Annotated in this window: 9 protein-coding genes; 5 read left to right on the top strand and 4 right to left on the bottom strand. The window is 69.3% G+C overall.

Features of this window, described 5'->3' with window-relative positions; genetic code table 11:
• Window positions 1-251 precede the first annotated feature (251 nt).
• The 3 genes from AC3AP7_RS23465 (at window position 252) to AC3AP7_RS23455 (ending at window position 4,250) form a co-directional block, all read left to right on the top strand.
• Complete coding sequence (locus AC3AP7_RS23465) at window positions 252-1,325, top strand: leucine-rich repeat domain-containing protein (RefSeq protein WP_487364927.1); 1,074 nt, start codon at window positions 252-254, stop codon at window positions 1,323-1,325.
• A 63-nt stretch (window positions 1,326-1,388) separates the two neighbouring features.
• Window positions 1,389-3,083: a hypothetical protein gene (locus AC3AP7_RS23460; protein WP_487364926.1), complete on the top strand. Its 1,695-nt coding sequence runs from the start codon at window positions 1,389-1,391 to the stop codon at window positions 3,081-3,083.
• A 357-nt stretch (window positions 3,084-3,440) separates the two neighbouring features.
• A complete protein-coding gene (locus AC3AP7_RS23455) occupies window positions 3,441-4,250 on the top strand; it encodes a hypothetical protein (protein WP_487364925.1) in 810 nt (269 codons plus the stop codon).
• A gap of 88 nt (window positions 4,251-4,338) precedes the next feature.
• Here AC3AP7_RS23455 and AC3AP7_RS23450 read toward each other — a convergent pair whose 3' ends face one another.
• The gene (locus AC3AP7_RS23450; protein ID WP_487364924.1) at window positions 4,339-5,865 is read right to left on the bottom strand and encodes a UxaA family hydrolase; all 1,527 of its coding nucleotides are present in this window, start codon (window positions 5,863-5,865) and stop codon (window positions 4,339-4,341) included.
• 144 nt (window positions 5,866-6,009) lie between these two features.
• On the opposite strand from AC3AP7_RS23450, the gene AC3AP7_RS23445 reads away from it, so the two are divergent.
• Both AC3AP7_RS23445 and AC3AP7_RS23440 read left to right on the top strand, forming a co-directional pair.
• Window positions 6,010-6,726: a FadR/GntR family transcriptional regulator gene (locus AC3AP7_RS23445; RefSeq protein ID WP_487364923.1), complete on the top strand. Its 717-nt coding sequence runs from the start codon at window positions 6,010-6,012 to the stop codon at window positions 6,724-6,726.
• Between the two features lie 389 nt (window positions 6,727-7,115).
• Window positions 7,116-8,756, top strand: coding sequence for an L-lactate permease (locus AC3AP7_RS23440; RefSeq protein WP_487364922.1), 1,641 nt, complete (start codon window positions 7,116-7,118; stop codon window positions 8,754-8,756).
• Between the two features lie 54 nt (window positions 8,757-8,810).
• Here AC3AP7_RS23440 and AC3AP7_RS23435 read toward each other — a convergent pair whose 3' ends face one another.
• From AC3AP7_RS23435 to AC3AP7_RS23425, 3 genes are all read right to left on the bottom strand, one after another.
• On the bottom strand, window positions 8,811-9,545 hold the full coding sequence (locus tag AC3AP7_RS23435) for a FadR/GntR family transcriptional regulator (RefSeq protein ID WP_487364921.1): 735 nt from the start codon (window positions 9,543-9,545) through the stop codon (window positions 8,811-8,813).
• A 198-nt stretch (window positions 9,546-9,743) separates the two neighbouring features.
• Complete coding sequence (locus AC3AP7_RS23430) at window positions 9,744-11,333, bottom strand: acyl-CoA synthetase (protein ID WP_487364920.1); 1,590 nt, start codon at window positions 11,331-11,333, stop codon at window positions 9,744-9,746.
• Between the two features lie 63 nt (window positions 11,334-11,396).
• Entirely contained in the window at window positions 11,397-12,569 is a 1,173-nt protein-coding gene (locus AC3AP7_RS23425) for an acetyl-CoA acetyltransferase (protein WP_487364919.1), read from the bottom strand.
• Window positions 12,570-12,575 lie beyond the last annotated feature (6 nt).

The raw sequence follows: 12,575 nt of genomic DNA, 5'->3' as shown, positions 1-12,575 counted from the left end.
GCCAGCCGGCATCGATGCGCGAGCGAAGCCGGCACCCGAATTGCGAAGCGCGCACGGCCCGGTCGCGGCCGCGCCGGCCGCGGTGAAGAGCGGCCTGCGTCGAAGACCGCGGGCGCCTTCGCAAACCACGACGGATCTTCCGATGCATCGCGGTCATCGCGCCCGCGCCTGATAACCTGGCGTAAAACGCACGCATTAGCGGGCGCGGAAGAAACCGACCAGGGACAGGCAACATGGAGCGGCGAAACATCGTGAGCGACCCCCGTGTCGACGCCTACGCGTTGACGCCGGCCAGCACGCCACCCGACGAGACATCGTCCACGGCGCGCGCCAACCGCACGGCACACGCCCCGGGGGTAAGCACGAGCCCGAGCACGAGCTTCTTCAACCGGTTCCCGGCCCTGCTCGCACGGGCGGCGGACCCGGATCCGTCGCGCCTCAGAATGCGCACGCTCGATTCCGTACGTGCCGCGATGGCCCTGCTGCCATCGGCGGTGCGAACCCACGCCGGGCGTGCGCCCACCGCGTCCACCGCCTCGTCCATCGCCAAGCTGCCGCCCGAGTTGTGGAGCGCGATCGCGAGGCAACTGGATCCGAATGACCGCAACGCATTCCGCCTCGCGTGCCGGGCGGGGTATCGCAGCGCCGTGCCGTCGAGACTCGCGATCCGCTCGGCGAGCGAGCTCGCGCGACTTCCCGCAACGTTCGCTCCCGCCCAGGTGCACGCGATCAAGCTGAGAGACGGCGCATTCGACGCCCGCGCGCTGTGCACGCTGCCCCACACGCTGCAGGAACTGACGCTCGGCTATGTGAGCGTGTCGGTCGACGCGCTGTACGAGGCGCTGCCGCGGCTCGACCAGTTGCGCAAGCTGCGCATCGACGGTCCGTACGGCCAGCGCGCCCACGACCTCACGCTGGCGATCGCGCCCTGTGCGGCACTGACCGACGTGACGTTCAACCGCTGCGGGATCGGCGACTTCGGCGCGACCAAGCTGGCGGAGAACCCGCGACTGCGCACGGTCAGCCTTTTCATGAACGGCATCACCGATGCCGGCGCGATCCGGCTCGCGAAGCACGCGTCGCTTCGCAACCTCGCGCTGGTCAGCGAGTCGGGCATCACCGACGCAAGCGCGATGCGGCTGGCGCAGCGCTCATTTCACTCGCTCAATCTGCGCCATTGCGCGATCCGCGACGCCGGAGCGCTCGCACTCATCAACGGGCGCCGGGTGAAGCACCTGAACCTGTCGGGCAACCCGCTGAGCGACGCATGCCGCCGCACGCTTGCCGAACGGGCAAACACGTACGGCATCACGCTGATTCTCTGAGCCCGCGCCGCCGGCACCGCGCCCGATTCCTCATCAACGACCAGACCGAACAGGCCCCCGACCATGCGACCGACCGACACTCCTTTTCCCGTCATGCCCGCCGCGGATCTTGTTGCGCCGCCCGCCGCGCCGGCATCGCCCGGCGCAGCGACAGCGGGCGCGCGCGAACGCTCGCCCGCCGACGCCGCGGCCGACGCCGCGTTTCCGGGGCTCGTCCGCAAGCGTCCGGGCAGCGACGCCCCCGCCACGCACGCGCAGAAGGTCGCCCAGCGCCGCAACACCTGCCTGCCGCTGATGCCGGCGAGCGCGAACTACACGCAGCATCCGCTGCACAGCCTGAACATTCAGGCTGTCGTGCCCACCGGTTCGGCCTCGATCCCGGCGCCGGACATCGAGCATGCGCCGCTTCATCTCGACGGCCTCGTGCGCACCATCGACGCCTTCGCCGAGGACCCCGCGCACCGGCTCGGCGAAGGCGCGTCCACCCAGCCCGCGCGCTATCTGCGGGAGGCGGCGACGCAGACCCTGTATCGTTGCAAGCTCAACCAGAACCGTCCGCGCAATACGTTCAGCGACGTGGTCATGCCGTGGATCCTCGCGCGCGGATTCGGCTTCGACGACGTGCCGCTACCGCTCTTTCTCGTGGACAGCGACAATCGCCTCGGGCTCGGCGCTAACGCGGTCTGGGTGGCGTCGCCGGTCATCGACGGCTTCAAGGACGTCGGGCGGTTTCTCGTCGAGTCGGGCGCCGACGCGGTCGAGCCGCATGCGCGCGAGGCCTATGCCGCGCATCTGCGCGACCACGACGATGCGCGGCATGCCGCACAGGCGCTGCGCAATTCGCCGGACATCAGTGCGCTGATCGCCCGCTTTCCGAAAGGCAGCTTCGACCTGCTGGATCCGTCCGGGCACGCGGCCCTGCAGCCGCTGCGCGGCCATGCGCGCGATGCGCTGCAAAGCCAGGACCGCATGATCGACCTGCTGCCGGACCGATACAGCCGTGCACTCTCGCAGACGTTTTATCTCGGCGAACAGGTCGACCACTGGGACCTGCAGAACGAAGCGCGCTGGAACACCGGCCTCCACACCGACGCCGAGGGCGTCCACGCGCCGATCGTCGACTGGGGCAACACCGGGCCGGTCGCCGGCTTCGGCGGTCAGCTCAAGCGCGACAGCCTGCGCGCGGCGAACCAGCCGGCGCGCGTCGACGACCCGTACGGACGGATTCCCGACGGGCTGACGCCGAGCGGCTACATGCAAAGCTTCCTGCGCGAAGAAGACCTCGCCTACGAAACCGTATCGATGACATTCGGCGCGCTCAACCGGTTGCCGCGCGCCGCGGTGCTGGCGATGCAGCAGCGCGCGGTCATCGAGCAGGAACGCGAGACCGAGCCCACGGCGAACACCCGTCACGGCGCCCCCGACGCCGCGCTCGCGATTGCGTGGCACGCGTCGCGCATCCCGGCGAGCCGCATCGAGCGGGTGATCCAGCGGATCTATGCACTGGGGACGGACGCGCGCCATCCGGCCTCGGTCGCGCAGCTGTTCTCGCAGAAAAACACCGGCTACCGGGACGCCGCGGCGCTCGCGGCCGCGCAGATCGCGCGCACGCAAGCGCTGATCGGGCGGGCGAAAGAGGGACGCCAGCTTGAACGGTGGATCGAGAAAAACAGCGAGCGCGCCGCGGAAATCGTCCAGCGGATTGCGCGCAAGCTGCACGGCCTGCCCGAGGATCCACGCGCCGCGCTGCGCGGGTGACACGGCGCCCGCGTATCGCGCGCCCTCCCCGCACGACAGCCCCACGCTTCGCGTTTGCGCGCATCGTTTCGCCGTCCGCCCGGCACGCGCGCGCGGAAGACGGTGAAATAGGAAAACGATCGGGACACCGACGCGGAAAACCGATGTGGAAACCGATGTGGAAGCGATAGGGACACCGATCGGCACGCCGCGTGCTCGCTGCGTTCGGACGCACACGGTCCCCCTTTTCAGCGCAGGCCGCCCTTGAGGTTGACTCTCATGCGAATCCATCTGTGGTCGTGTACGAGCGACGCGTCTAACGAGCCGCAAACGGCCCCCAAACCGTCCCAGCCCGCAGCGGCCTTCTCCGTGAGCCGCTTGCCGGCGGCGCTGCGCCGCCTCGACCCGCGCCCGAAGACGGCGCCGGCGCAGAGCGCCGCGGCGCCTGCCCGGCCGGATGCGCCTGCTGCACCCGATGCGTCCCTGGGCAAGGCATTCAAGCTGTCGGTGCCGAAACCGTCGGCGGCGAAACCGTCGCTACGCGAGACGCTTTCGCGCTTGCAGGCCTGTCCCGTGCCGCGCTTCCTGCGCAAGGAAGCGGAGCGCCCCGAGGCCGCACCGCCGCACAGCGACGTCGCGTACCGGCCGCCAACGGAGAAGCGTTCCGCGTCGCCGGCGTCCTCGCTGCGCTCGTCCAGCACGCTCGGCAAGTCGCTGCGCGCGCTGACGCCGCCGATGTCGTGGCGTGCCGTCACGGCGCCGCTCGCGAAGCCGTTCCGGCGCGGCGGGCGCAACCTGACGTCGTTCCGTCCTCCCGCTCCCCAGGCCCCCGACGGCCTCGAACGGCTGACATCGGCCGATCGCCAGGAACTGCTCCGGCTCGGGCTGGCGTACAACAACCCGGACGCGCGGGCCGCCATGCAGCCGATCGACACAGTGACGTATCTCGTGCGTGCGCTGCGGCATGGCCGGGCCAGCGACGCGCGCGCCTCCGCCGCGCTCGCCGAGATCGCCGGCGCGCTCGAGCGGCTCGGCGCACAGCCGCCGGCAGCCCAGCGCGCAGCCCTGAGCAAGCTGATTGCGCCGCTGCAGGAAAGCAGCCGCAAGCTGCGTGACGAAACGCTGCAGGTCAGGCTGGGCGAGATCGTGGCAACGATGAACGCGCTGCGCCCAGATTCGCACTCCTGAGCAAATCAGCACGCAAACCGGACGGCAACCCCGGCCGCACTCCACCACGGCGCCCGGCCGGCGCATGCGCGATGCCCGGCCGGCCCGCTCACATCTGCGCGCCGATCATCCACGGCACGAACTCCTCGTTGCCGACACCGAGCGCCTCGCTCTTGCTCTTCTTGCCCGATGCGACCTCGACGATCATCCGGAAGATTTCCTCGCCTTTCTGCTCGACGCTCGCGCCGCCGTCCATGATCTCGCCGCAGTTGATGTCCATGTCGTCGGCCATGCGCCGGAACATCGGCGTGTTGGTCGCCACCTTGATCGACGGCGCCGGCTTCGCGCCGAAGCACGAGCCGCGTCCCGTCGTGAACACGACGAGGTTCGCGCCGCTCGCGATCTGTCCGGTCGCGCCCATCGGGTCGTAGCCCGGCGCGTCCATGAACACCAGCCCGTGCGTGTCGATCGGCTCGGCGTAGCGGTAGACGCCCATCAGCGGCGACGAACCGCTCTTCGCCACCGCGCCGAGCGACTTCTCGAGAATCGTCGTGAGGCCGCCGGCCTTGTTGCCGGGCGTCGGGTTGTTGTCGATGCTGCCCTTCTCGCGCTCCGCGTAGCCTTCCCACCAGCGGATGCGCTCGACGATCTTCTCGCCCACCTCCGGGCGGATCGCGCGGCGCGTGAGCAGATGCTCGGCGCCGTAGATTTCCGGGGTTTCGGTCAGGATCGCGGTGCCGCCGTGCTGCACCAGCAGATCGACCGCCGCGCCGAGCGCCGGATTCGCGGTGATGCCCGAGTAGCCGTCCGAGCCGCCGCATTGCAGCGCGATGTTCAGATGCGACACGGGCAACGGCTCGCGCAGCGCCTCGTTCGCCACCGGCAGCATCGCGTCGACCGCGGCAATCGCGGCCGCGACGGTCTTCTGCGTGCCGCCCTCTTCCTGCATCACGAGCGGCACCAGCAGCGGCCCGGGCGTCACGCCCTCGGCGACGAACAGCGCGCCCATCTGGTTCGCCTCGCAGCCGAGCCCGACGATCACGACGCCGGCGAAGTTCGGATGCTTCACGTAGCCGCCGATGGTACGGCGCAACTGCTGGATCCCCTCGCCGTGATGGTCGATGCAGCAGCCGAAGCTGTGCGTGATCGGCACGACGCCGTCGACGTTCGGAAACGCGGCGAGCGCGCCCGGCGCGGCGAAATGCTGCGCGACGAGCTTCGTCACGGTGGCCGAGCAGTTCACCGTGCTGATCACGCCGATATAGTTGCGCGTCGCGACGCGGCCGTCGGCGCGCCGGAAGCCGTCGAACGTGAGCGGCGCCGCGGCGGGCGTCACCGGACGCAGGTCCGCGCCGAACGCATAATCGCGATCGAATGCGCCCATCGACAGGTTGTGCACGTGGACATGCTCGCCCGCCTGCACCGGCTGCGTCGCGAAGCCGATGATCTGGCCGTAGCGGCGCACCGGCGCGCCCCCGGCGATCGCACGCAGCGCGATCTTGTGGGCGGCCGGAATCGCGTCGCGCGCGACGAGCCCCCCGAGTTCGCCGAGCGCCGTGCCCGCGTCGATCGCGCCGCGCGCGATCGCCACGTCGTCGTCATCGTGCAGCCGGATCACATGCGGGGTCGGGTTCATCGTGGGTCTCCTGAGCGTGGGGCAATCGCCGTTTCATGCAGAGCTTGCCGAATGCGGGTACGCTTGTCGGCACTGGCGCATGATCGGCTCGCCCGGCGGGCGGCGCAAATTGGTCGGACCACCTCAACCGCGAGAAAAGCACTCATGGAAAGTCGCTCGACGCCGCCCGGCGTGCTGGCACAGACCGTCCGCACGCTTGAGGAGCGCATCCTCGAAGGCCGCTGGGCGCTGAACGCGCGCCTGCCGTCGGAGCGCGCGCTCGCCGGCTCGTTCGGCGTGTCGCGCTCGACGATGCGCGAGGCGATCCAGCGCCTCGTCAGCAAGGGCCTGCTCGAACCGCGCCGCGGCAGCGGGATCTACGTGGTGCAGCGGCGCCCGGTCGGGCTCGCCGCGCCCTGGCTGCAGCTGATCGACGACCATCCGCCGCTGCGCGCGGAAACGCTCGAATTTCGCCTCGTGTTCGAATGCGCGGCCGCGCGCTTTGCCGCGCAGCGCTCGACCACGGACGAGATGGAATCGTTCGCGGCGATCCTCGAACGGATGACCGATGCAGTCGCGCGCGCCGACGTGGACGCCGAGGCGCAGGCGGACGCCGCCTTTCACACCGCGCTCACCGCGGCCTCGCACAACCGGATGCTCGACCAGTTCTACGGCAGCGTGATCGCCGCGCTGCGCGATCACATCGCGCGCAACACCTACGACGCGACGATGAACAACGCGAACGCCGCCGCGCAGGCCCGCGCGCGGCTGCGGCAGCACGAGGCGATCTACCACGCGATTCACGGGCGCGACCCCGATGCCGCGCAGCGCGCGATGTACCTGCACATCGATTACGTCGGCAAGCAGTTCGACGCGCACTGACACGGTGCGCGACGCCGGCGCGCTCCACCCCGTGTTCGGGTTTTCACGCGTTTTCCCTTCGATTCACGCCACCTATGATGCCGGTCTACTGGTAGACCAGTAGACCACTCTACCGGGAACCGGTCCTTGCCGGCGAAGCGCGACGCGCGGCTGCCTGGCGGTGCGCGGTGGTGTCCGGTGCGGCTTCGTCATCTCGCACCGCGCATCCGGTACGCGATGCGCGCCGCCACCGCGGCACACGTCGGCTCGCCGCGTCCGCGCGCCGGCATGCAGGCTGTCCGGGCGATGAAGGCAGGCAGCGGTGCCGCGCGCACCGTGCGCCCGCCTCGTCGCCCGCGGCCGTTCGATAACCACGACTTTGCCCAGCACACGCGGGCCCAGGAGGCACAATGAATCCGGCAGTCGCTTTACCCCCGGGTGCACTCTATGCACAGCCGCTCACGCCCGTCGCACACTCGCTATTAGCGTCGTTTCTGGTGGCGGCGATTCCGATCGCCATCGCGCTCGTGATGCTCGGCGTGCTGCGGCGCCCGGCGTGGCAGGCGGCGCTCGGCGGGCTCGTCGCGGGTCTCGTGATCGCGATCGCCGTGTGGGGCATGCCCGCCGGCCTCGCGTTCAACGCGGTGGGCGCCGGCATGGCGCTCGCGCTGGTGCCTGTGATGTGGATCGTGTTCGCGGCGCTGCTGCTGTACAACATCGCGGTGAAGTCGGGGCGCTTCGAGCAGTTCAGGCTGTGGATGCTCGATCACCTGCCCGATGACCGGCGTCTCGTGCTGCTGGTCGTCGCGTTCTCGTTCGGGTGCCTGCTGGAAGGCATTTCCGGCTTCGGCACGCCGGTGGCGATCACCAGCGCGCTGCTGATCGGTCTCGGCTTTCCCGCGCTCGAAGCGCTCACGCTCACGCTGATCTTCAACACGGCGCCGGTGGCGTTCGGCGCGCTCGGCGTACCGATCACGGTGCTCGGCGCGGTGACCTCGCTGCCGGCCGGCACGCTCGCGGCGATGGTCGGCCGCCAGTTGCCGTTCTTCGCGTTCCTGCTGCCGTTCTACGTGGTGACCGTCTATGGCGGCGTACGTTCGATTCCGAAGCTGTGGCCGGCGCTCGTCGTGTCGGGCGGCAGCTTCGGGCTCACGCAGTTCATCACGTCGAACTACCTCGGCTACCAGTTGACCGACGTGCTGTCCTCGCTCGTCTCGCTGATCATCACGATCGGCTTCCTGAAGGTGTGGCGTCCGCAGCCCGATCCGGCGTTCGCGATGCAGCGCCCCGCGTCCGCGCAACACGGCGGCGCGCGCATCGGCTACGGCGGCTGGATGCCGTGGATCGTCGTGTCGGTCGTCGTGATCGTGTGGGTGCACGCGAACATCGCGTCGATCGGCGACACGAAGATCCATTGGCCGGGCCTGAACAACGCGGTGTTCGTCACGCTGTATCACAAGCCGTATGCGGCCGTGTGGGACTTCCAGCCGCTCGGCACCGGCACCGCGATCCTCGTGGCGGCGATCATCACGTCGGCGTGGACGCGCCTCGGCGTCGGCGACTTCTTCGGCTGCGTCGTGCAGACGTGGCGCCAGACGCGCATCGCGATCGCCACCGTGATGATGATCGTCGGCCTCGCGTATCTGCTCAACTACTCGGGCATGAGCTACACGCTCGGGATGGGCGTCGCCGCGACCGGCGCGCTGTTCCCGCTGGTGTCCGCGTCGCTCGGCTGGATCGCCGTGTTCCTGTCGGGCAGCGACACGTCCGGCAATGCGCTGTTCGGCAACCTGCAAGTGGTGGCGGCCCGTCAGCTCGGCTTCGACCCGGTGCTGATGGCGGCGACCAACTCGTCGGGCGGGGTGATGGGCAAGATGATTTCGCCGCAGAACATCGCGACCGGCGTGTCGACCACCGAGCTCAAGGGCAAGGAAGGCCTCGTGTTCGCGCGGACCTTCTGGCACAGCGTGCTCCTCACGCTGCTGCTCGGGATACTCGTGACGCTGCAGCAGCACGTGCTCACGTGGATGATCCCGGCGCTGCCGCACTGACCGGCGCGTGACCGGAGCGGCCGCCGGCGCACGCAATGCAACGCAACGCGACGCTCAGCGCGTCGCGTTTTCGCGGATGAATTCGAGGTGCGTGACGAGCGCGGTGCGCGCGGCCACCGGGTCGTGATGCGCGATCGCCTCGAAGATCCGGCGGTGCTGCGCCATCAGATGCGACAGGTCCGCATCGCGTTTCTCGAACGCCGCGTAGGTTTCCTCGATCGAATGCTGGACCAGGTTGTGCAGGCCGTGCATCACGTGCACGAGCACGATGTTGTGGGTGGCCTCGGCGATACGGATATGGAACGCCGCATCGAGTTCCGGCAGCGCGACGCGCCCTTCCACCGTCGCATACGGATCGTCCTGCCGGAATGCTATTTCCAGCGCGCCGAGCGCGGCTTCGAGATTCTTCAGGTCCGATTTGGTCGCGCGCACCGCGGCCAGTTCGACGGCCACGGCCTCCAGTCCTTCGCGCATCTCCAGGATATCGCCCGCCGCCTTGCGATGGCGCGCCATCAGGTGCGCGAGCGGCTCTGCGATCAGCGGCGCACTCGGGTCGGCGACCACGTACCCGCCGCCGGTTTTCCCGCAGATCAGCTTGCTGCCTTCGAGCCGCAGCAGCGCTTCGCGCACCGACGGCCGCGACACGTTCAGCTGCTGCGCGAGCTCGCGCTCGGATGGCAGCGACTCGCCGGCGCGCAGCGTGCCGTCGACGATCAGCTGTTCGAGCTGTTCGCATACCGCGTCGGAGAGCCGGAAGCGGGCGGGCGGGACAATCGGGGTATAGGACATCGACTTCGTTTCCTGGGCTTCGTTTCCTGGGCTTCGTTTCCTGGGCTTCGTTGCGTGAGCGCCATTGTCCGCGCGCGCGGAGCATGAACGAGGCCGCCGCGTCCGCTGAACGGCGCGCCAACCCCACCCCCGATTGTCACACAAACGCGCCGCCGCACGGCCCCGGTGCGGCGGCGCAGCCCGCTGCGCGCGGCACGCTCAGGCGAGCGCTTCGTTGCGCAGCGTGTCCCAATGCGCGGCCAGTTGTGCGCGCACATCCTTCTTCGTGATCTTGCCATAGGCCGATTTCGGCAGCGCCTCCCAGAACACGAAGCAGCGCGGATACTTGTAGCGCGCGATGCGGCCGTCCAGATGATCGAGCAGCGCCTGCGCGCTCACGTCGCAGTCCGGCCGGCGCACGATCACCGCGACGCCGAGCTCGCCCCAGACCGGATCCGGCATGCCGAGCACCGCCGCTTCGTGCACGGCCGGATGGCGCAGCAGCGCCTCCTCGATCTCGCGCGGATAGACGTTCGAGCCCCCCGAAATGTACATGTCCGACGAGCGCCCGGTGATGTACAGGAAACCCTCGCGATCCAGATGCCCAAGGTCGCCGGTATGAAACCAGCCATGCCGGAACGCCTTCGCATTCGCCTCCGGATGGTTGTCGTAGCCGCTCATCACTGCCGGGCCGCGCACGCAGATTTCGCCGGTTTCGAATGGCGCGAGACGCCGGCCGTCGTCGTCGCAGATCGCGATCTCGATGCCGGTGCGCGCATAGCCGCAGGTGCCGACGCGGCAGCCGGGCGCATCGTCGTCCTCGTGGTGCAGCTCGGGCGGCAGCACGGTGATGTTGCCCGTCACTTCGCCGAGGCCGTAGTACTGCACCAGCACGCGTCCGAGCTTGCGCAGCGCGTGCTGCTGGTCCGCGCGATACATCGGCGCGCCCGCATAGATCACGAACTTCAGCGAGCGATGATCGTAGCGGTCCACCGCGTCGTGCTCGGTAAGCCGCTTCACGATGGTCGGCACCGTGAACAGGTTGTCGATGCGATGCTGCTCGACAAGCGCCCACACTTCCTCCGGGTCCAGCTTCTCGCTGTCCGGCAGCACGCTCGCCGCGCCGCGCGCGGTATTGACGATCGCGTGTATGCCCGCGCCGTGCGACAGCGGCGCCACCACCAGCGAGCGCGAGCGGTGGGTCAGTCCCGGCATCAGGTCCGCGAGATGGTTCGTCACGACGAACGCCATTTGCCCATGTGTCAGCGTGCCCGCCTTCGGATAGCCGGTGGTGCCGGACGTGTAGAAGAACCACAGCGGATCGTCGCGATCGACGGTCTCGGCGTCGAACGGCTGCGCCTCGCCGGCGGCGAGCGCGTCGTAGGCGAGCTCGCCCGCGCGCGGCTCGCCGAGCGCGACCACGCATTCGAGCGCGGGCGACGCCGCCCGCACCGCCTCCACATGCGCGTCGAAACCGCTGTCGTACAGCATCACGCGTGCGCCGCTCGCCGCGCCCAGATAAGCCGCCTCGGGTGGCGCGATCCGATAGTTGGTCGGCACCCAGACGGCGCCGAGCTTGAACGCGACCCACGCGCTTTCGAACAGCGGCAGGGTGTTGCGCGCATGCACGAGGATGCGGTCCCCCTTGCGCACGCCCTGCGCGCGCAACGCGGCGCACACCGCATCCACGCGCCGGTTGATGGCCGCCCAGTGCCACGTGCGCCCGGCCGCGATGAAGCCGGGCTCGTCGGGATGGCGGCGTGCGACCTGCGTCAGCAGATCGCCCAGATTCATGACTGTCGTCAGCATGCTTGTCTCATGTTACGGATAACGAATCGAATTGGAACGGAAGCGGTGGAGAGCCGGCCGATCTCATGCGCGCCGTTCGAGAATGCTCACATAGTTCGTCACCGCCGCGCCGCCCATGTTGAACACGCCGGCGAGCGTCGCGTCGGCGATCTGCATGTCGCCGGCGCTTCCGGCCAGTTGCATCGCCGCCATCACGTGCATCGACACGCCGGTGGCGCCGACCGGATGTCCCTTCGACTTCAGGCCGCCGGACGGATTGACCGGCAGCCGCCCGTCGCGCACGGTCACGCCGTCGAGGATCGCGCGGGCGCCTTCACCGGGCTTCGCGAGCCCCATGGCTTCGTATTCGAGCAGCTCGGCGATCGTGAAGCAGTCGTGCGTCTCGACCAGCGACAGGTCGTCGAGCGTGACCTGCGCATCGCCGAGCGCGCGCTGCCATGCGCGCTGCGCGCCCGCGAACGCCGTGCGCTCGCGGCGCGACAGCGGCAGGTAGTCGCTCACCTGCACGCTCGCGCGAAAGCCGATCGCGCGCGCCGCGCCGCGCGCGGCCTCGGTCGACGCGATCACGAGGGCCGCGGCGCCGTCGGAGACCAGCGAGCAGTCGGTGCGCTTGAGCGGCCCCGCCACGAACGGATTTTTCTCCGACGGCGTGCGGCAGAAGTCGTAGCCGAGATCGCGCCGCATGTGAGCATAGGGATTCGCGGTGCCGTTGCGGTGATTCTTCGCGGCAATCGCGGCGAGCGCATCCGACTGGTCGCCGTAGCGCTCGAAGTAGGCCTGTGCGATCGTGCCGAAAATGCCGGCGAAGCCGCCCGCGACGCCGGCCTCTTCCTTCGCGTACGAGCATTTTTGCAGCACGTCGCCGACCTCGGCGGTCGGCAGCCCGTTCATTTTCTCGACGCCGATGACGAGCGCCACCTTCGAGCGCCCGGCGCGCACCGCGTCGAGCGCCGAATACAGCGCCGCCGAACCGGTTGCGCACGCGTTCTCGCAGCGCACCGTCGAGGCAAAGCGCAGCGCCGGAAGCGCATTGAACACGAGCGCCGACGGAAAGTCCTGGTAGACGAAGCCGCCATTGAACATCCCGACGTGCACCGAATCGACTGTCGACGCGTCGACGCCGGCGTGATCGAGCGCGCCGCGCGCGGCCGAGGCGATCATGTCTTCGGGTTCGAGCGCATCGAACCTGCCGAACGGCAAATGATGCCAGCCGATGATAAGGCATTGATTAGTCATGCTTAG

The sequence above is a fragment of the Paraburkholderia sp. PAMB 6770 genome, from assembly GCF_057748135.1.
This window is presented reverse-complemented; position numbering and strand designations above follow the sequence as displayed.